This window comes from Actinomadura nitritigenes (assembly GCF_017573545.1).
Lineage (GTDB): Bacteria > Actinomycetota > Actinomycetes > Streptosporangiales > Streptosporangiaceae > Spirillospora > Spirillospora nitritigenes.
Window position 1 is genome coordinate 14,641 of sequence record NZ_JAGEOK010000016.1, and the last position, 19,175, is coordinate 33,815.

Consider the following 19,175-nt stretch of genomic DNA (forward strand, 5'->3'; position numbering starts at 1 on the left):
AGGAGAGTTCATGCGAAGACTCGCCCTACCCGCCGTCCTGTCCGCCGCGCTGGCGGGCTCGGCCATCGCGCTGGCCGGCCCGCCCGCGCAGGCGCGGACGGCACCGTCCGACCAGGGCCGGCTGGACGTGCTTTTCGTCGGGGCGCACCCCGACGACGAGTCCGGCACCCTGTCGACGCTCGGCCAGTGGAACGAGTTCGACAAGGCCAGGACGGGCGTGCTGACCGTCACCCGCGGCGAGGGCGGCGGCAACGCCGCGGGGACCGAGGAGGGCCCGGCGCTCGGCCTGCTGCGCGAGAACGAGGAGCGCCGCGCGGTCGGCAAGGCGGGCGTCACCGACGTCCACAACCTCGACAAGGTCGACTTCTACTACACGGTGAGCGCGCCGCTCACCGAGGACACCTGGGGCCACGACGACACGCTCGCGAAGGTCGTGCGGATCGTCCGCGAGACCCGGCCCAAGGTGATCGTGACGATGAACCCGGCGCCGCTGCCCGGCCAGCACGGCAACCACCAGGAGGCCGCGCGGCTGGCGACCGAGGCGTACTACGCCGCCGCCGACCCCAAGGCCTTCCCGACCCAGCTCGGCAAGGAGGGGCTGAAGACCTGGGCGCCGGGGCGGCTGTTCCAGGGCGGCGGCGCGTCCGGCCCGACCGGGCAGGACTGCGCGGCCAAGGTCACCCCCAGCACGCCGGCGTCGGTGGCGTACGGGGTGTGGGGCGGCCGCACGTCGCCCCGCAACGGCGGCAAGACGTGGGCGCAGGTGGAGCGGGAGGCGCAGCGGCTGTACGTGAGCCAGGGCTGGGCCGGGTTCCCGGACGCGCCGTCGGACCCGTCCAAGATCGGCTGCGACTTCTTCACCCAGATCGCGAGCCGGGTGCCGTTCACGCTCGGCAACGCCGACCCGTCGGCTCCGCTGGAGGGCGCGGTCACGCCGGGCAAGGGCGGCCTGCCGCTCGGGACGCAGTTCTTCCTGACCGCGCAGTCGTACGGGGTGACGCCCGGCGCGGCGTTCACGGTGACTGCGCACGCGAGCGCGCCGCAGCAGCTGAAGAACGCGCGGGCCGCACTCTCGGTGCCGTCCGGTTGGAACGTGACAGGGAACGGTGACCTGGGCAAGGTCGGATCGGGCGAGCGGACGGCGACGTTCACGGTGACGCCGCCCGCCGGCGCCACGGTGGGCCGCGCCCAGATCTCCGCGACGCTCACGTCCGGCCGCGCCACCGGCCAGACCGCGACGATGGTGAGCGTCCAGCCGCCCGTCACGGGCCGGCAGCAGCCGCTGCCCCGCGTCGACGACTTCGACACCTGGGCCACCAGGACCGGCGTGCCCGCGCTCATCGGCCAGATGAAGCGCGTGCTGACGGTCGCGTCGGGCAGGTCGCGCGACGTCCGGGTGGACCTGGTGAACACGACCTCGTCCGCGCAGTCGGGCACGGTGAAGCTGGACCTGCCGAAGGGCTTCTCGGCCGACGCCGCGTCCAAGCCGTACACGCTCGCGGCCGGCGCGAAGGGCACGGCCACCTTCAAGGTGACCAACACCGACGCCTCGCTGCCCACGTCCAACGAGGGCGGCTCCGGCGGCGACTACGACTACACCATCACCACCACCCCGTCGTCCGGCCCGGCCGACGTGGAGCAGGCGGCGCTGGAACTGGTCCCGGTCGCCGAGATCCCCAAGGCGTCCGCCGCCCCGAAGATCGACGGCAAGGAGGAGCCCGGCGAGTACGCCGGCGCCGAGCTGAACCTGTCGCGGGTGTGGGAGGGCGACGCCTGCCAGTCGGCCGCCGACTGCTCGGCCACCGGCAAGGTGACCTGGACCGACGACGCGCTGAACGTGCTGGTCAAGGTCCGCGACGACAAGCAGGGCACGGTGCTCGGCGCGGACGACTGCAAGCGGCACTGGCGCACCGACTCGGTCGAGATCGGGATCGACCCGCGCGGTGACTCGGAGAACACCTCGACCACCTTCAAGACCGGCATCTTCCCGCAGATGTCGGACGGCAAGCCCTGCTTCGAGCGCGACGCCGACGCCCACCAGGGCGGTGCGGACGCGGCGCCCGGCATGCAGGTGGCCGCGACGGTGAACCAGCCCTACGACGGCTACACCATCGAGGCGAAGATCCCGTTCAAGGACCTGCCGACAGCCGTGGACCCGGCGCGGATGGGCCTGAACGTCTTCGTCTACGACTCCGACACCCAGGACAAGACCGGCCAGACCCGGATCGGCTGGTCGACCTGGGGCGGCGTGCAGGGCGACCCGTACCGGTGGGGCCAGACGACCCTGCCCGGCTACACCCCGGACCCGAGCCTGCCGACCACCCCGCCCGCGCCGGTGATGCCGACCGACGCGGCGGCCTCGGTCAACTCGCCCGAGTCGATCGAGCAGGCCGTCCGCACCGGGATCCCGCTCGCGGGCGGCCCGGCGGCGCCGCGGTCCGACAGCGCGCGGATCGCCGGTGAGCCGAAGGTGTCCGGCGGGTCGGCGACCTTCCTGCTGCAGGCCACCGGTCCCGGCACGGCCCACGTGACGGCCTGGGACGGCAAGGTCCTCGGCACCAAGACCGTCGAGGTGAAGGGCGCCGGCTCCCAGTCCGTGACGGTGACGGGCGCGAGCGGCCTGCTCGCCGTCGCGTTCGAGGCGAAGAAGGGGGGCACGGCCAGCAGCATCGCCCGGCTGAGCCGGTGAACGGCGCCGCCGCGCCGGGTTCGCGCCCGGCGCGGCGGCATCCGCCCGATGGCCGGGCCGGCGCGCCGGGGGCGCGTCCGGCCCGGTCAGCGGCCGACGAGCGTGTGGGAGAAGGAGTACCGGTCGGCCCGGTAGACGTGGTCGCCGTACTCGACGGCGGTGCCGTTGTCGTCGAAGGCGGTGCGGGTCATGGTGAGCAGCGGCGTGCCGCTCCGCTCGTCCAGCAGCCGCGCCTCCGCGGCGGTCGCGCCCCGCGCCCCGATCGTCTGGTGCGCGATCCGCAGGTTCACCCCGGCGGAGCGCAGCGTCTCGTACAGGCCGTGCTCGGCGAGGTGCTCGGCGGTGACGTCGATCAGCCCGGCGGGCAGCACGTTGGTGAGCAGCGCCAGCGGCTCGCCGCCGGTGAGCCGCAGCCGGCGCAGCCGCAGCACCTCGGTCCCGGCCGGGACGCCGAGCCGTTCGGCGGCCTCGTCGCCCGCCGGGGCGGGACCGAACTCCAGCACCCGGGTGCGCGGTTCGGCGCCGGCCGCGGCGAGGTCGTCGTGCAGGCTGGTCAGCTCGATGGGGCGGCGGACCTGCGACTGGACGACCTGGGTGCCGACGCCGCGCTTGCGGACGAGGAGCCCCTTGTCGACCAGGTGCTGGATCGCCTGCCGGACGGTCGGCCGGGACAGCCGGTACCGGGCGGCGAGGTCGAGCTCGTTGTCCAGCCGGGCGCCGGGCGGCAGCTCGCCGGACCGGATGGCCGCCTCGAGCTGCTGGGCGACCTGGAAGTACAGCGGCACCGGGCTGCCGCGGTCCAGCGTGACCGTCGGTCCGTGCACGCGGGTCTCCTCTCTCGGGGGTGTGACGCAGCTTAGTCCACCGCCGTCCGGATATATTTAAGTCCTTATGTCAGGACATAGTGTTGACAGATGTTGGATCGTTCCATGAGACTCGGTCGCGATTCACGGCCGGAAGGGGTGCGATGAGGATCGGGCTCGCTGGAGCGGGACGGATCGGGAGCGCGCACGCGGAGACGCTGCGCGCGCTGCCCGGGGTCGCGGAGGTCGTCGTCGCCGACGCCGACCCGCGCCGGGCGCGGGAGGCGGCCGGCAGGCTCGGCGTCCGCGCCGCCGAGGACGTCGGCGCGCTGTTCGCCGCGGGGCTGGACGCGCTGGTCGTCGCCGCCCCGACGGACGCGCACGCCGGCCTGGTGGTGCGCGCCGTCGAGGCCGGGATGCCGGTGTTCGTGGAGAAGCCGGTGGCCCCCGACCTGCCCGGGACGATCGAGGTGCTGGAGGCGGTCCGCGGCGCGGGCGTGCCCGTGCAGGTGGGCTTCCAGCGCCGCTTCGACCCCGGCCACGTCGCGGCGCGGGACGCGGTGCGCTCGGGCCGGCTCGGCTGGGTGCACACCGTCCGCTCCTGCACGCTGGACCCGGTGCCGCCGCCGGACGACTACATCCCGGGCTCCGGCGGGCTGTTCCGCGACTGCTCGGTGCACGACTTCGACGCCGTCCGGTTCGTCACCGGACGGCAGGTGACCGAGGTGACCGCGACCGGCGCGAACCGCGGATCGGCGGCGTTCGCCGAGGCCGGCGACGTCGACACCGGCGCGGCCGTGCTGACCCTCGACGACGGGACGCTCGCGCTCGTGTCCGCGACCCGCTACAACGCGGCCGGCTACGACGTGCGGCTGGAGGTCCTCGGCTCGCAGGGCGGCGTCGTCGCCGGGCTGGACGACGGGACGCCGCTGTCCCCGGCGGCCGCGGGCATCCGCCCGGCCGGGCCCGCGCACACCGGGTTCCTGGAGAGGTTCGCCGACGCGTACGCGGCCGAACTGGCGGCGTTCGCCCTGATGGTGGCGGACGGCACCGCCAGCCCGTGCCCGCCCGAGGAGAGCCTGGAGGCGCTCTACGTGGCGGAGGCGTGCGGGATCTCCCGCCGCGAGCGGCGCACCGTCACGATCGAGGAGGTGCGCCGATGACGTCCGCGCCGGAGGGCGGAGCGCCCCACGATCTCGTCACAATGGGCCGGGTGAGCGTCGACGTCTACCCGCGGCAGATCGGGGTGCCGCTCGAGGACGTCGAGACGTTCGGCAAGTACCTGGGCGGCAGCCCCACCAACGTGGCGGTCGCCACGGCCCGCCACGGCCGCCGCAGCGCGGTCATCACCCGCACCGGCGCCGACCCGTTCGGGCGGTTCGTCCATAAGGCGCTGAAGGGCTACGGCGTGGACGACCGGTTCGTCACCGAGGTGCCCGGCCTGCCGACGCCCCTGGCGTTCTGCGAGATCTTCCCGCCGGACGACTTCCCGTTGTACTTCTACCGGTACCCGAAGGCGCCGGACATGGAGATCCGCGCGGACGAGCTGGACCTGGACGCGATCGCCGCCGCCCGGATCTTCTGGGCGACGGTCACCGGGCTGTCGCAGGAGCCGAGCCGCGAGGCGACGCTCGCCGCGCTCGCCGCGCACCCCGGCACCACCGTCCTCGACCTGGACTACCGGCCGATGTTCTGGGAGTCGCCGGACGCGGCCCGCGCGCGTGTGCGCGAAGCGCTGCGGCACGCGACCGTCGCGGTCGGCAACCTGGACGAGTGCGAGGTCGCCGTCGGCGAGCGCGAACCGCGCGCCGCCGCCCGCGCGCTGCTGGACCAGGGCGTGTCGGTCGCCGTCGTCAAGCAGGGCCCGCGCGGCGTCCTCGCCGCGTCCGCGGACGGCACCGTCGAGGTCCCGCCGACGCCGGTGGAGGTGGTCAACGGGCTCGGCGCCGGGGACGCGTTCGGCGGAGCCCTCTGCCACGGCCTGCTCAGCGGCTGGGACCTGGAACGGATCGTGCGGTTCGCCGGCGCCGCCGGAGCGATCGTCGCGTCCCGGCTGGCCTGCGCCGACGCCATGCCCTCGGCCGACGAGGTCGAGCGGCTGCTCGCCGCCCGGCGGACGCCGGGCCCCGGCAAGGAGGTCACCGCGTGAGCGCGGGAACGTTCGCCGAACGCTACGCCGCCCTCGCCGAGGTCCGGGCGGCGCATCCCGAGGCGGTGGCGCGCGCCGCCGCCCGGCGGGTGCGGCCGTCCGGCCCGCCGGGCGCGTCCGGCCCGCTGATGATCATCGCGGCGGACCATCCGGCGCGCGGCGCGCTGCGCGCCGGGTCCGACCCGCTGGCCATGGCCGACCGCCGCGACCTGCTGGAGCGGATGTGCGCGGCGCTGGCGCGGCCCGGCGTGAACGGCGTGCTCGGCACCCCCGACGTGCTGGAGGACCTGCTGCTGCTCGGCGCGCTGGACGGCAAGCTCGCCGTCGGCTCCATGAACCGGGGCGGCCTCGCCGGCGCGTCGTTCGAGATCGACGACCGGTTCACCGCCTACAGCGCGCCCGCGATCGCGGCGGCCGGGCTGGACGGCGGCAAGATGCTGCTGCGCGTCGACCCCGCCGACCCCGCCACCGCCCGGACGCTGGAGGCGTGCGGGCGCGCGGTGACCGACCTGGCCGCGCACGGCCTGATGGCGATGGTCGAACCGTTCATGTCGGGGCGGGGCGAGGACGGGCGCGTCCGCAACGAGCTCACCGCGGAGGCGATGATCCGCGCGGTCGCGATCGCCTCCGGGCTCGGCGCCACGTCCGCGCGCACCTGGCTCAAGGTGCCCGTCGTGCCGGAGATGGAGCGGGTCATGGCGGCCTCGACGCTGCCCGCGCTGCTGCTCGGCGGCGAGGTGTCCGCCGACCCGGACGCCGCGCTCGCCGGCTGGCGGGAGGCGCTGAAGCTGCCGACCGTCCGCGGCCTGGTCATCGGCCGCAGCCTGCTGTACCCGCCCGGCGGCGACGTCGCGGCGGCGGTCGACGCCGCGGTGGCGGCGCTGGGAACCCCCGCGAGGAGGACGGAATGACCGAGGTGGACATCGCGCCGGCGGACGCCGGATGGACCTATTCGGGCCTGCGCGTCGTGACGCTCGGCCCCGGCGAGGAGGCGACCGTCGAGACGGGGGACGCCGAGACCCTCGTGCTGCCGCTCGCCGGGTCGTGCCGCGCCGCCGTCACCGTCCCCGGCGAGGAGGCCGTGCCGTTCGACCTGCGGGGGCGCGCCGACGTCTTCTCCCGCGTCACCGACTTCGCCTACGCGCCGCGCGACGCCACGGTGGTCGTCTCGTCGCGGGACGGCGGCCGGTTCGCGCTGCCGTCCGCCCGCTGCGAGCGCCGGCTGCCGCCGCGCTACGGACCCGCCGAAGGGGTGCCCGTCGAGGTGCGCGGCGCCGGTGCGGCGAGCCGGCAGGTGAACAACTTCTGCACCCCGGAGGCGTTCGAGGCCGACCGGCTGATCGCCTGCGAGGTGCTGACGCCCGGCGGGAACTGGTCGTCCTACCCGCCGCACAAGCACGACGAGCACACGGCGACCGAATCGGTGCTGGAGGAGATCTACTACTTCGAGGTCGCGGACGGTCCCGGCGGCCGTCCCGGCATGGGCTACCAGCGGGTGTACGGCGGCGAGGAGCGCCCGATCGACGTGCTGGAGGAGGTCCGCACCGGCGACGTCGTGCTGATCCCGCACGGCTGGCACGGCCCGTCGATGGCGGTGCCCGGCTACGACCTGTACTACCTCAACGTGATGGCGGGGCCGGGGGAGGAGCGGGCCTGGCGGATCTGCGACGACCCGGCCCACGCCTGGGTCCGCGGCGCCTGGGCGGGCGAGAAGGTCGATCAGCGGCTGCCCATGACGTCGGCCGCGGGCCGCGAACGCTGACGGAACCGCGCCGAGGCCCCGTTCCCCGGAAACGGAGAGCGCCGGCGTCCTTCTGATCCGTACCGCCGTGAAGGTGTTTCCGGAGTTCTCGCATGGCGGTGACAAAAACACCCGCGAGAAATGTGCCCGCAGGGCCAAGTGGCGGCGCGCGGAGGGCCGCTAGCTTCCAATCCTTGCGTTTTCCAGACGACCGCGAGGTGACGGATGACTGCTGCGCGCCGGGCCGACGGAACCCCCCGGGTGGTGGTCACAGGGTTCGGCGTGAAGAGCCCGGCGGGCGGCACCCCGGACGAGGTCGTCGCCACCGTCTTCTCCGGGAAGTCGCAGGCCGTCCACGTCCAGGACCTGCTGGAGGCGGGGACGGCCGTCTCCTACGGGTGCCCGGCGCAGCCGTTCGAGGAGGAGCGCTACTTCACCCGTCCCGAGCTGCGGCGGCTCGACCGCATGACGCGCCTCGGCGTCGCCGCCGCCGAGGACGCGCTCGCCGACGCGGGACTGCACGGGCCGGACGCCCCGGTGCCCGGCCGGCGCGGGGTGTACGTCGGGACGGCCGCCGCGAACCTCGCGTCGGTGGTCGCGCTCGGCGGGCACGAGCACGCGGGCACGCTGCACCGCGTCCCGGTCCCCGCCGTCCCGATGATCATGCCGAACGCGACCGCCGCGAACATCTCCATCCGGCACGGGTGCGAGGGGCCGTGCCCGACGTACTCGACGGGCTGCGCCAGCGGCGCCACCGCGATCGGGGAGGCCGCCCTCGCGATCCGCGCCGGCCGGATCGACGCCGCCGTGGCGGGCGGCGTCGACGCGATCCTGACCCCGTTCGTGATGGCGGCGTTCGCGCGCATCGGCACGCTCGCCCGCCGCGACGACGCGCCGCACACCGCGAGCCGCCCGTTCGACGCGGACCGGGACGGGTTCGTCGTCGGGGAGGCCGCCGCGTTCCTCGTGCTGGAGCGCGCCGACCGCGCCGCCGCCCGCGGCGCCCGCGTGCACGGCGAGATCGCCGGGTACGCCGCCGCGAGCGACGCCGCGCACATCGTCGCGCCGCGCAAGGACGGCCGGGTGGCCGCCCGCTGCATGGCCGCGGCCCTCGCCGACGCGCGCCTCGCCCCGCGCGACATCGGGCACGTCTCGGCGCACGCCACCGGGACCCGCGGCAACGACGGCGCCGAGGCCCTCGCGATCGACCGCTGCTTCGGCGGCGACGCCCCGCCCGTCACCGCGACCAAGGGCGTGACCGGCCACATCCTGGGCGCGGGCGGCGCGGTGGAGGCGATCGTCGCGCTGCGCTGCGGCGCCGCCGGGCTCGTCCCGCCGACCGCGAACTTCGCCGGGCCGGACGCGGAGACCGGGCTGATCGACGTCGTCCACGGCGAGGCGCGCGCGATCCCCGCGTCGGCGCCGGTGCTGTCCAACTCGTTCGGGTTCGGCGGCCACGACGCCGCGCTCGTCCTCACTCCGGCCTGAGCACGGGCCGGAGTGAGGCGCGGGCGGGTCAGGCCGGCCCGCTGCCCGGCTTGAGCGGGGTCACCCGGAAGTTGCCCTGCTCCGCCACCGGGCCGAAGGACCACGGGACGCGCAGCGCCAGCGTCTCGTCCGGCGGGATGACCGTCAGCAGGCCCGGCACCGCGGCCTCCGACCGGGACTGCGGGTCGGCGGCGCCCGGCGCCGCCCAGTCGATCTCGGTGTAGGCGTGCCCGTTCGGCTGGAGCACCAGGTGCGGAGGCGGGCCGCCCACCCGCTGGTCGCTGCTCGGCAGCGCCGACCCGTCCGCGACGGCGATGCCGACGCCCGGCCACCCGTAGACCCGGCACGCGCGGCCGGAGGCGTTGGTCAGGACGATCTTGGTCGATCGCGATCCGGCGGCCCCGTCGAGGCGGCCGACCCGCGCCGCGAGGTCGCGCGTGTGGCAGCGGGCGAGCGAGCCCGTTCCCGATCCCGCGTTCCCGCCCGCCCCTTCGGCGGTGCCGCCGGCCGCGGGCGCGGTGCCGGTCCCGGCGTTCGTCCTGGTGCCGCCGGGATCGGTGCCCGTGTCGCCCACCTTGCATCCCGTGAGGGCCGCGCCCAGCGCGAGGCCCGTCAGGACCAGGACGGCCGCACGGCTCTTGTTCTCTGTAGTCACGGCTATTCGGACGCCGGGAAGCGCCCTCAAGATCCACTGATTTCGCGATTCGTGATCGACACGGGGCGGACGCGGCGGGGCGCACCCGCGCGGGGCCCACCCGCACGGGCGCGCCTCGCGCGGGTGCGACCGGTCAGCGGCCCGGGTTCTCCAGCTGGAAGAAGTTGCTCTGCGCCCCGTCCTTCTTGTGCTCCTGGTAGATGAAGTCGAGTTCGCGCTCGTCGAACGTGCGGAACCAGTCGTCCCAGGAGATGTGCTCCAGGTTCCCCCCGCCGTAGCCGGGGAAGTCGAACAGCAGCCGGCCGGGCCTGCCCCCGTAGTCGCTGTCGGGCACGCTGCACGGCTCGGCGCCGCGCTCGTCGGCCCACTGGCGGATCACGTCGTGGTCCGTGGTGACCAGGCTCTGGCCGGGTCCCTTACGGGACGTACCCCCACATCACAGACCTAACGGTCAGGTCAGCGCGTGGTGGCGAGGGGTTCGCCCGGCTGCCGGCTGTGCGACGGGCGCCGGCGCCCGGCCCGGCCGACGACGGCCCCGGCGGCCAGCAGCACGGCGCCGACCGCAGCCGAGCCCACCGGGACGGCGATCCGGAGCAGGTTGATCTTCGACGCGCCGTCGGCCGAGGTGTCCTGCAGCGACTTCTGCGACTCCGGCGTCATGCGCAGGTCCATCTGCCCCACGACGAGGCGGCCCGGGCCGCTCCTCGGCTGCAGGGTGGACAGCACCTTCTGCTCCTGGTCGATCGGGTTGCCCGTGCGCGGGTCCACCCAGTAGGTGCCGTCCGCCTGGTAGTAGCGGTCGACCGGCACCGCGGGGCCGCCCTTGGCGCGCCCGAGCAGCTCGCCGGGCACGGCCGGCAGGTCCTGGCCCTCGAGCTTGGTGCTGGGGATGTGCTGGACGAACCGCCAGGCGAGGATGCCGTGCACGCGCTCCTGGCCGGCGTAGACGGCGGGCCAGGGACGGCGCGTCGCCGGGTCGTAGACCTGCTTGGGCTTCTTGGTGGCGTCCACGGGCCAGAACAGCCCGAGCCCCGACTGGCGGGCGGACACGTCGCCGTCCACCGAGGCGCCGCAGCATCGGGTGAGCAGCCCCGTGCGGCGGTCGAACGCGACCCGCTGGTTCTGGATCTCGATGGTCGTGCCGCGCGCGACGTCCTGGACCATCGTCGCCGAGTCCCAGACGGCGACGTCGCCGTGCGAGGACGTCACGTCGCCGCGGACGGTGTTGGTGGCGACGACCGTCGCGCCGGTCACCTGCTTGACGGACTTCGCGTCGAAGTAGGTGGCGTTCTCGGCGCGCAGCCGCGTGACCTGGTAGACGTCGGTCGGCGCGGCGATCAGCCGGGGGGCGACGTAGAAGCGGACCAGCACGGCGGTGATCAGGAGGAACGCTCCCAGTCCTGTGAGCACCATGCCGATGACGTTGCGCAATGCCGCCTCCTCGTCCTTCGCTGCTCCCCCGCCCCGACGGCCGGGCGCCGTGCCCGGTCCGCACATCGTCCGCCATGGAGGCGCCGAAATGAATGCTTATGCCGGGGAAACCGCAAATTTGTGCGGGCGCCCAGCGTCGCCCGCCCGTGCCTGTGCCCGCGGCGGGCCCGGCCCGTCGGACCGGATCCGCCCGCCCGGCCGGGCCCGCCGCTGTGAGCGCCAGTTAACGCGCGGGTGACGTTCGGGACCCATACGGGAAATACGGCTTACCGAGGATCAAGCCATGGAAGCCCGCAACGAACCGGACATGCACCTGGTCGTGGTCGGCCACGGACCGGCCTCGCACCGCCTCGTGGAGGCCCTGCGCGAGCGCGACGCCGCCGGGACGTGGACGGTCACCGTCATCGGCGAGGAGCCGCGCACCGCCTACGACCGGGTGGCGCTGACCACCCATCTGGAGGGCGCCGACCTCGCCTACCCCGCGCACGGCGCCGAGGTCTCCGTCGTCACCGGCGAGCGGGTCACCGCGATCGACCGCGCCGCCCGCACGGTCACGACCTCGGCCGGACGCGCCGTCGGCTACGACGCCCTGGTGCTGGCCACCGGGTCGGCGCCGTTCGTGCCGCCGGTGGAGGGCCGGGACCTGCCCGGCGTGTTCGTGTACCGCACCATCGACGACCTGGACGCCATCCGCGACTACGCGCGGGACCGGGCGACCGGCGCCGTGGTCGGCGGCGGCCTGCTCGGCCTGGAGGCGGCCCGCGCGATCCAGGGACTCGGGCTGCGCAGCGGCGTCGTCGAGGTCGCGCCGTGGCTGATGCCGCGCCAGCTGGACGAGGGCGGCGGCGCGATGCTGCGCCGCCACATCGAGGCCCTCGGCATGGCGGTGCACGCCGGGGCGCCGATGGAGCGGCTGGAGGCGGGCGGGGACGGCGCCGTCGCGGGCATCGCCCTCGCCGGCGGGGGGCGGATCGACGCCGAGGTGGTGGTGTTCTCCGCGGGCATCCGGCCGCGCGACGAGCTGGCCCGCGGCTGCGGGCTGCCGGTGGGGGAGCGCGGCGGGATCGTCGTCGACGCCGCCTGCCGCACCGAGGACCCGGCGATCTGGGCGATCGGCGAGTGCGCGCTGGTCGGCGGGACGGTGTACGGGCTGGTGGGGCCGTGCTTCTCGATGGCGGAGGTCGTCGCCGACCGGCTGCTCGACCCGGAGAGCACGGCGGTGTTCGAGGGCGCCGACATGTCGACGAAGCTGAAGCTGATGGGCGTCGACGTCGCCAGCTTCGGCGACCCGTTCGCTGGCCCGGACCAGGGCGCACTCGGCGTCACCTACACCGATCCGGTCGCCGGCGTCTACAAGAAGCTCGTGGTCAGCGACGACGCGAAGACCCTGCTCGGCGGCGTGCTGGTCGGCGACGCCGAGTCCTACGGGACGCTGCGCGCCTACGTCGGCGGGAACCTGCCCGGCGCCCCCGAGCAGATGCTGTTCGGGGGGACGGAGGCGGCGGGCGGCGACCTGCCCGGCGCGACCGTCATCTGCTCCTGCAACAACGTGACCGCCGAGACGATCCGCGGCGCGATCGCGGCGGAGTCCCTCACCGACGTCGGCGCGGTGAAGGGCTGCACGAGGGCCGGGACGAGCTGCGGCAGCTGCGTCCCGCTGGTGAAGCGGATCCTGGACGCCGAGCTGACCGCCGCCGGCATCGAGGTCAGCAAGGCGATCTGTGAGCACTTCGACTACAGCCGCGCCGAGCTGTTCGACATCGTCCGCGGCGGCCGGGTCGCGAGCTTCACCCAGCTCGTCCAGGAGCACGGCCGCGGCCGGGGCTGCGACATCTGCAAGCCCGCCGTCGCGTCCATCCTGGCCAGCCTCGGCAACGGGCACATCCTGGAGGGCGAGCAGGCCGCGCTGCAGGACACCAACGACCACTTCCTGGCCAACCTGCAGAGGAACGGCACGTACTCGGTGGTCCCGCGGGTCCCCGGCGGCGAGATCACGCCGGAGAAGCTGATCGTGATCGGGGAGGTGGCCCGCGACTTCGGCCTCTACACCAAGATCACCGGCGGTCAGCGGATCGACCTGTTCGGCGCCCGCGTCGAGCAGCTCCCGGAGATCTGGAGGCGGCTCGTCGACGCCGGGTTCGAGTCCGGGCACGCCTACGGCAAGGCGCTGCGGACGGTGAAGTCGTGCGTCGGCTCCACCTGGTGCCGGTACGGCGTGCAGGACTCGGCCGCGATGGCGATCCGCCTGGAGCTGCGGTACCGGGGACTGCGGGCCCCGCACAAGCTGAAGTCGGCGGTGTCCGGCTGCGCCCGGGAGTGCGCGGAGGCGCAGAGCAAGGACTTCGGCGTCATCGCCACCGAGAACGGCTGGAACCTCTACCTCGCGGGCAACGGCGGCATGCGGCCCCGGCACGCCGACCTGTTCGCCTCCGACCTGTCCGACGAGGAGCTGATCCGCACCATCGACCGGTTCCTGATGTTCTACATCCGCACCGCCGACCGGCTGCAGCGCACCGCGAGCTGGCTGGAGGCCCTCGACGGCGGCGTCGGCTACCTCCGCGAGGTGATCGTGGACGACCGGCTCGGCATCTGCGCCGAGCTGGACGCCGCCATGGAGCGGCACGTGGCCGCGTACTCCGACGAGTGGCGCGACACCCTCGCCGACCCCGACCGGCTCCGCCGGTTCGTCTCGTTCGTCAACGCGCCGCAGACCCCCGACCCGAGCATCGAGTTCGAGGTCGAGCGCGAGCAGATCAAGCCCGTGCTCCTGCCGCTGGAGGTCAAGTGAACCGCGAACGGATCGTCGTCGTCGGGAACGGGATGGCCGGGGCCCGGTTCGTCAGCGAGCTGCGCTCACGCGACCCCGGCGTGCCCGTCACGGTGTTCGGCGCGGAGACGCAGCGGCCCTACAACCGGGTGCTGCTGTCGAACGTCCTCGCCGGGATGACCAGGCCGGACCACATCAGCCTGGTCGACGCGGCCTGGTACGCCTCGCACGGCGTGGACGCCAGGCTCGGCGTGGAGGTCGTCCGCGTCGACCGCGAGGCGCGCGCCGTGCACGCCTCCGACGGCACCGTCACCCGGTACGGCACGCTCGTGCTGGCGACCGGCAGCACCGCGTTCGTCCCGCCGATGCCCGGGCTGGAGGACGGGCTGCCCGGCGGCGCGCTGGTGTTCCGCACGCTCGACGACTGCCGCCGGATCTCCGAGCTGGCCGAGTCGGCGAAGCGGGCGGTGGTGGTCGGCGGCGGCCTGCTCGGCATCGAGGCGGCGCGCGGGCTGATGGGCCGGGGGCTGGAGGTGACGGTCCTGCACCTGGCCGGCCACCTGATGGAACGCCAGCTCGACCCCGCCGCGGGCAAGGTGCTGGCGCGGACGCTCGCGCGCCTGGGCATCGGCACCCGCGTCCAGGCGAACGTCGCCGGGCTGCGCACCACCGGCGCCGGCGGCGGCCGCACGGTCACCGGCGTCGAGCTGGCGCTGCCGGACGGCGGGCGGGAGACCCTGGACACCGACCTGGTCATCCTGTCGTGCGGGGTCCGGCCCGAGGTGTCGCTGGCCCGCGACGCCGGCCTGGCGATCGGCCGGGCGGTGGTCGTGGACGACGAGCTGCGCTCGGTCAGCGACCCGTCCGTCCGCGCGATCGGGGAGTGCTCGGAGCACCGTGACGAGGTCTACGGGCTGGTCGCGCCCGCGTGGGAGCAGGCGACCGTGCTGGCCGGTCTGCTCGCGGGCACCGATCCGGCCGCGCGGTTCACCGGCGCGCGGCAGATCACCCGGCTGAAGGCGGCGGGCATCGAGCTGGCGTCGATGGGGGAGACGCACTTCGGCGACGACGACGACGGCGTGGAGGTCGTCCGGTTCACCGACGCGGCGCGCGGCACCTACAAGAAGGCGGTGATCAAGGACGGCCGGCTGATCGGCGCGATCCTGCTCGGCGAGACGTCCGCCGCCGGGACGCTCACCCAGCTCTACGACCGGGCCTCGCCGCTGCCGTCCGAGCGCCTCGACCTGCTGTTCCCGGGGCTCGGCGGCGCGCCCGAGGCCGCCTCGCCGGTGCGGATGCCGGACGCGGCGACGGTCTGCAACTGCAACAACGTCAGCAAGGGGCAGATCCGCGCGTGCTGGCAGGACGGCGCCCGCACCGCCGACGAGGTCTCCCGGCGGACCCGCGCGGGGACCGGCTGCGGGAGCTGCCGCGACGCGCTGGAGGGGATCGTGTCCTGGCTCGACGAGCAGGAGTCGGTGGACGCCTAGGGAGACAAGTCGAACAAAGCTGTTCAAGTTCTCGGCTTTTCGGGCTACGCTAACTCGAACAATGGTGTTCGAGTTAGGAGATCCCCCTTGCACGACCACGCGACCGCGCCGCCCCATGCGCACCCGGACGCGCCGACCGCCGGCCCCCGCCGGTGGCGGGCCCTCGTCCTGCTGTGCGTCGCCCAGTTCATGCTGATCATCGACATCACCGTGGTGAACGTCGCCCTGCCGTCCGTGGCCGCCGACCTGCACCTCGGCCGCGGCGGCCAGACCTGGGTCGTCACCGCCTACTCGCTGTGCTTCGGCGGCCTGCTGCTGCTCGGCGGCCGGCTCGCCGACACGATCGGCCGCAGGCGCGCCTTCCTGCTCGGGCTCGCGCTGTTCACCGCCGCGTCCCTGGTCTCCGGCCTCGCCGGCACGGGCGGGATGCTCATCGCCGGGCGCGCGGCCCAGGGCGTCGGCGCCGCGCTGCTGTCCCCGGCCGCCCTGTCGATCGTCACCACGACCTTCCACGGCCCCGAGCGCAACCGGGCCCTCGGCGTGTGGGCGGCCATCGGCGGCACCGGCGCCGCCGTGGGCGTGCTGGCCGGCGGGCTGCTCACCAGCGGCCCCGGCTGGGAGTGGGTGTTCTTCGTCAACGTCCCGGTCGGGCTGGCCGTGCTGGCGCTGCTGCCGTCGGCCGTGGCGCACGTCCCGCCGGTGCGCCGCCCGCTCGACCCCGGCGGCGCCGTCACCGCCACGCTCGCCGCCGCCGCCCTCATCTACGGCCTGGTCCAGGCGGGGGAGCACGGATGGGGCGCGGCCCGGACGCTGGTCCCGGTCGGCGCCGCCGCCGTCCTCGCCGCCGCCTTCCTGCTGATCGAGCGGGCCGTCCGCACGCCGCTCGTCCCGCCCGCCCTGCTGCGGCGCCGGACGATCGCGTCCGGCAACGTGCTGATGGTGGCCGCGTCCGCGCTTCTGCTGTCGGGGTTCTTCCTCTGCTCGCAGTACCTGCAGAACCTGCTGGGGTTCTCCGCGGTGGAGACCGGCCTGGCGTTCCTCCCGGCCGCCGTCGCGACCATCGCCGGCGCCCACCTCGCCTCGCACCTGGCGGGCAGGACCGGCACCCGGCCCGTCGCGGCGGCCGGCTTCCTCGTCGCGGCCGCCGGGGTGCTCCTGCTGGCGCGCGCGCCCGCGGGGGGCCACCTCCTGCCCGACGTCCTCCCCGGATTCGTGCTGCTGGCCGCCGGCGCCGGCGCCGGCTTCGTCAGCGCCACCATGACCGCGATGAGCGGGATCGGGCACGAGGAGGCCGGGCTCGCGTCCGGCGTCGTCAACACCGGCCACGAGATCGGCGGGGCCCTCGGCATCGCCCTGGCGACCGCCATGGCGGGCGCGAGCATCGGCGGGCGCACCGCCGGCGGCTTCCACACCGCGTTCACGACCTTCGGGGCGGCGGCCGCCGCCGTCGCGCTGCTCGCGCTCGTCCTCGTGCCGCCGGGCCGCCCCGACCTCGGCGACGGCCCGGTGTTCGCGCACTGACGGCCCGTACGCTGATCCCATGACCTCCGCGACCACCCGCCGCCGCGCCGACGCCGAGCGCAACATCGAGGCCATCCTCGACGCCGCCCTCGCCCGCCTCGGCCGCGACCCCTCGGCCAGCATGACCGAGATCGCCAAGGCCGCGGGGGTCGGGCGGGTCACCCTCTACGGGCACTTCCCGTCCCGCGAGGCGCTCGTGGACACCCTGTTCGACCGGTCGCTGGCCGACGCGGAGGCCGTCCTCGGCGCCGTCGACGTCGACGCCGGGCGCGCGGACGAGGCCCTCGCGGGCCTCGTCCGCTCGTCCTGGCGCGTCCTGGACCGCCAGCGCACCGTGCTGACGGTCGCGCTGCGGGTGCTCGGCCCCGAGCGGGTCCGCGACCGGCACGCACCCGTCCTCGCCCGCCTCGAGCGGCTCCTGCGGCGCGGCCGCGACGAGGGCGTCTTCACGGCCGCCGCGCCGCCCGGATGGCAGGTCACCGCCGTCTACACGCTGATGCACGCGGCCGCGCAGGAGGTGGACGAGGGTCGGCTGGACGCCGCGGACGCCGCGGAGACGCTGGTCTCGACGATCCTGGGCGCCCTCGGGGGCGGCCCGGCCGGGAGCGGCCGGTAGGCTCCGCCGCATGGCCGTCTACGCGCTGGGAGACCAGGTCCCCGACATCCATCCGACCGCGTACGTCCATCCGGGCGCGACCGTCATCGGGTCGGTGACCCTCGGCGAGGGCGCCACCGTCTGGCCCGGCGCGGTGCTGCGCGGCGACTACGGCGCGATCACCGTCGGCGCCCGCACGTCCGTCCAGGACGGCACCGTCGTGCACACCACCGAGGAATGGCCGACCGTCATCGGCTCCGACTGCGTCGTCGGCCACAACGCCCACCTCGAAGGCTGCGTCATCGAGGACCGCTGCCTCGTCGGGTCCGGTTCCGTCGTGCTCAACCGCGCCCGCGTGGAGACCCGCGCCGTCGTGGGCGCGGGGGCCGTCGTCACCGAGGGCGCCGTCGTCCCGTCCGGGCACACCGCGCTCGGCGTCCCCGCCAAGCCCAGGCCCGGCGGCATCGACGAGAAGTGGCACGCCGAGGCGGTCGGGATGTACGTCGCCAACGGGCGCCGCTACGCCGCCGAGCTCAAGCGGATCCAGGACTGACGCGGGGGAGGCGCACATGCTCGACGGACGTCCCCTTGTCGACGCCCACGTCCACACCGCGCGGCTGCCGACCCTGCCCCCGGCATGGCGGCAGTGGGCCGAGGAGTTCGGCTCCGCGCACCCCTGGCAGGACCTCTACGACGACTCCGGCACCCTCGTCCCCGACCGCGTCGACGCCTACTTCGCGTCCGAGGGCGTGGACGTCGCGCTTCTGCTGTGCGAGTACAGCCCCAGGACGACCGGTTACCAGCCCATCGAGGACCTGGTGCCGCTCGTCAAGCACAACCCGCGCCGCTTCAAGCCGGTCGCCAACGTCAACCCGCACCTGCACTACCCGGTCGACGCCGAACTGGAGCGCCAGCTCGGCTTCGGTGCCGTCGCGCTCAAGCTGCACCCGGTCCACGGCGGGTTCTCCGTCGCCGACCCCGAGCTGTACCCGGCGTACGCGCTGTGCCGGGACGCGGGCGTCCCGGTCGTCGTGCACTGCGGCACCAGCTCCTTCCCCGGCTCGGCCAACCGGTACGCCGACCCGACCCCGATCGACGACGTGCTCCGGCTCTTCCCCGGGCTGACGTTCGTGCTGGCGCACGGCGGGCGGGGCTGGTGGTACGACGCGGCGGCGTTCCTCGCGCTGTCCCGCGAGGAGGTGTGGATCGAGCTGTCGGGGCTGCCTCCGCGCCGCCTCCCCGAGTACTACGCCCGGCACGACCTGAAGCGGCTGGCCCGCAAGTTCGTGTTCGGGACGGACTGGCCGGGCGTCCCGGGCATCGCCCGCAACGCCCGGGCCGTCGCCGGCCTCGGGCTGGACGAGGAGACCGTCTCGCTCGTCCTCGGCGGCAACGCGATGCGGGTCTATCCCGGCATCGCGGACGACCCCGGCTCCCCGGCGCGGGGCACGGGCTCCGGACAGGGCACCGGCGGCTGATTCGGGCGTCCGGAACCGGGGCGCCGTTTCGCGGGCGCGCGAACGGTGATCGGGACGGTACCCGCGGGGCGCCCGGCGCGTCCCGAACCCCCCATCGGAGGACGCCATGCTCGCGATCGTCGCCGCGATCGTCTTCGCTCTCGCCCTGCTCTTCGACCTCGCCGACGTGTCGTCGGACGCCATCAACAACGGGACGCTGACCGTCCTCGGGCTGCTGCTCCTGTCGCTGCACTTCGCGGGCGTCGGCGCCGGCCGGGACTGGCGCCGCTACACGCGCCGCCGGCGCCGCTGACCGCGACCCGCCCCCGCACCGCCGCAGGTCCGCGCCGCGGCCACCGCCGCATTCGTGATCTACAATGTAAAGGCAC

At 74.9% G+C, this 19,175-nt stretch carries 17 protein-coding genes; 13 read left to right on the forward strand and 4 right to left on the reverse strand.

The genetic code is table 11. The features are described from left to right. The first annotated feature begins 10 nt into the window (after positions 1-10). Positions 11-2,689, forward strand: coding sequence for a sugar-binding protein (locus tag J4557_RS24805; RefSeq protein ID WP_208269140.1), 2,679 nt, complete (start codon positions 11-13; stop codon positions 2,687-2,689). 86 nt (positions 2,690-2,775) lie between these two features. On the opposite strand, the gene J4557_RS24810 is transcribed toward J4557_RS24805, so the two are convergent. Beyond that, positions 2,776-3,513 carry a GntR family transcriptional regulator gene (locus J4557_RS24810; protein WP_208269141.1) on the reverse strand — a complete coding sequence of 246 codons (738 nt, stop codon included), beginning with the start codon at positions 3,511-3,513 and terminating at the stop codon, positions 2,776-2,778. Positions 3,514-3,656: 143 nt separating this feature from the next. On the opposite strand from J4557_RS24810, the gene J4557_RS24815 reads away from it, so the two are divergent. The 5 genes from J4557_RS24815 to J4557_RS24835 all read left to right on the forward strand — a co-directional run bounded on the left by J4557_RS24815 (position 3,657) and on the right by J4557_RS24835 (position 8,870). Beyond that, positions 3,657-4,655 carry a Gfo/Idh/MocA family protein gene (locus J4557_RS24815; protein WP_208269142.1) on the forward strand — a complete coding sequence of 333 codons (999 nt, stop codon included), beginning with the start codon at positions 3,657-3,659 and terminating at the stop codon, positions 4,653-4,655. Continuing rightward, a complete protein-coding gene (gene iolC, locus J4557_RS24820; RefSeq protein WP_208269143.1) occupies positions 4,652-5,641 on the forward strand; it encodes a 5-dehydro-2-deoxygluconokinase in 990 nt (329 codons plus the stop codon). Before J4557_RS24815 ends, iolC begins: the two co-directional genes overlap by 4 nt. Then, a complete protein-coding gene (locus J4557_RS24825) occupies positions 5,638-6,552 on the forward strand; it encodes a Cgl0159 family (beta/alpha)8-fold protein (RefSeq protein WP_208269144.1) in 915 nt (304 codons plus the stop codon). Before iolC ends, J4557_RS24825 begins: the two co-directional genes overlap by 4 nt. Beyond that, positions 6,549-7,403 (forward strand): 5-deoxy-glucuronate isomerase, encoded by an 855-nt coding sequence (gene iolB, locus J4557_RS24830; protein WP_208269145.1) that lies wholly within the window; start codon positions 6,549-6,551, stop codon positions 7,401-7,403. Before J4557_RS24825 ends, iolB begins: the two co-directional genes overlap by 4 nt. A 204-nt stretch (positions 7,404-7,607) precedes the next feature. Beyond that, positions 7,608-8,870, forward strand: a complete 1,263-nt coding sequence (locus J4557_RS24835; RefSeq protein WP_208269146.1) for a beta-ketoacyl-[acyl-carrier-protein] synthase family protein — start codon at positions 7,608-7,610, stop codon at positions 8,868-8,870. A gap of 28 nt (positions 8,871-8,898) precedes the next feature. On the opposite strand, the gene J4557_RS24840 is transcribed toward J4557_RS24835, so the two are convergent. The 3 genes from J4557_RS24840 to pgfA all read right to left on the reverse strand — a co-directional run bounded on the left by J4557_RS24840 (position 8,899) and on the right by pgfA (position 10,956). After that, positions 8,899-9,525 (reverse strand): DUF4232 domain-containing protein, encoded by a 627-nt coding sequence (locus tag J4557_RS24840; RefSeq protein ID WP_208269147.1) that lies wholly within the window; start codon positions 9,523-9,525, stop codon positions 8,899-8,901. A gap of 133 nt (positions 9,526-9,658) precedes the next feature. Beyond that, complete coding sequence (locus J4557_RS24845; protein WP_208269148.1) at positions 9,659-9,904, reverse strand: hypothetical protein; 246 nt, start codon at positions 9,902-9,904, stop codon at positions 9,659-9,661. Positions 9,905-9,981: 77 nt separating this feature from the next. Then, complete coding sequence (gene pgfA / locus J4557_RS24850; protein ID WP_208269149.1) at positions 9,982-10,956, reverse strand: cell envelope lipid trafficking protein PgfA; 975 nt, start codon at positions 10,954-10,956, stop codon at positions 9,982-9,984. A 283-nt stretch (positions 10,957-11,239) separates the two neighbouring features. On the opposite strand from pgfA, the gene nirB reads away from it, so the two are divergent. The 7 genes from nirB (at position 11,240) to J4557_RS24885 (ending at position 19,099) form a co-directional block, all read left to right on the forward strand. After that, positions 11,240-13,744 carry a nitrite reductase large subunit NirB gene (gene nirB, locus J4557_RS24855; protein WP_279576171.1) on the forward strand — a complete coding sequence of 835 codons (2,505 nt, stop codon included), beginning with the start codon at positions 11,240-11,242 and terminating at the stop codon, positions 13,742-13,744. Continuing rightward, positions 13,741-15,213: an FAD-dependent oxidoreductase gene (locus J4557_RS24860; RefSeq protein WP_307800183.1), complete on the forward strand. Its 1,473-nt coding sequence runs from the start codon at positions 13,741-13,743 to the stop codon at positions 15,211-15,213. Before nirB ends, J4557_RS24860 begins: the two co-directional genes overlap by 4 nt. An 87-nt stretch (positions 15,214-15,300) precedes the next feature. Continuing rightward, the gene (locus tag J4557_RS24865) at positions 15,301-16,734 is read left to right on the forward strand and encodes an MFS transporter (RefSeq protein ID WP_243776305.1); all 1,434 of its coding nucleotides are present in this window, start codon (positions 15,301-15,303) and stop codon (positions 16,732-16,734) included. Positions 16,735-16,753: 19 nt separating this feature from the next. Then, positions 16,754-17,350, forward strand: a complete 597-nt coding sequence (locus J4557_RS24870; protein WP_208269150.1) for a TetR/AcrR family transcriptional regulator — start codon at positions 16,754-16,756, stop codon at positions 17,348-17,350. 10 nt (positions 17,351-17,360) lie between these two features. Further along, positions 17,361-17,882: a gamma carbonic anhydrase family protein gene (locus J4557_RS24875; protein ID WP_208269151.1), complete on the forward strand. Its 522-nt coding sequence runs from the start codon at positions 17,361-17,363 to the stop codon at positions 17,880-17,882. A 16-nt stretch (positions 17,883-17,898) separates the two neighbouring features. Then, positions 17,899-18,807 (forward strand): amidohydrolase family protein, encoded by a 909-nt coding sequence (locus J4557_RS24880; RefSeq protein ID WP_208269152.1) that lies wholly within the window; start codon positions 17,899-17,901, stop codon positions 18,805-18,807. Positions 18,808-18,913: 106 nt separating this feature from the next. Beyond that, positions 18,914-19,099 (forward strand): hypothetical protein, encoded by a 186-nt coding sequence (locus tag J4557_RS24885; RefSeq protein ID WP_208269153.1) that lies wholly within the window; start codon positions 18,914-18,916, stop codon positions 19,097-19,099. The last annotated feature ends 76 nt before the right edge of the window (positions 19,100-19,175 follow it).